Here is a 378-nt window from a genome sequence, read left to right as displayed (position 1 = left end):
ATCAAGCTCACCGATATGGCGCCATTAGCAATCGCCTATGAAAAAGGTTTTTTTGAAGATGAAGGCTTGTACGTCACGCTGGAAGCCCAGGCAAACTGGAAAGTGCTGCTGGATGGAGTAATTAATGGTGCACTTGATGGTGCTCATATGCTTGCCGGACAACCGCTTGGTGCGACAATTGGTTATGGAACTCAGGCCGATATCATTACCGCCTTCAGTATGGATCTCAATGGTAATGCGATCACCGTTTCCAATAATGTATGGGAACAGATGAAACCGCATATCCCCACGGCTGAGGATGGCAAGCCCCAGCATCCAATCAGTGCTGAAGCTTTAAAACCGGTTATTGATAGTTACAAACAGCAAGGTAAGTCGTTC

Annotated in this window: 1 protein-coding gene; it reads left to right on the top strand. The window is 46.8% G+C overall.

Annotated elements, in window-relative coordinates; all coding sequences use genetic code 11:
• A partial coding sequence (locus B3182_RS02235; RefSeq protein WP_292751382.1) for an ABC transporter substrate-binding protein occupies positions 1-378 on the top strand: 378 nt, incomplete at both ends.

This window comes from Methylophaga sp. UBA4204, from assembly GCF_002379485.1.
In the GTDB taxonomy this organism is placed as follows: domain Bacteria; phylum Pseudomonadota; class Gammaproteobacteria; order Nitrosococcales; family Methylophagaceae; genus Methylophaga.
Note: the sequence above shows the minus strand (reverse complement) of the source record. Positions and strands in the feature narration are given on the sequence as shown.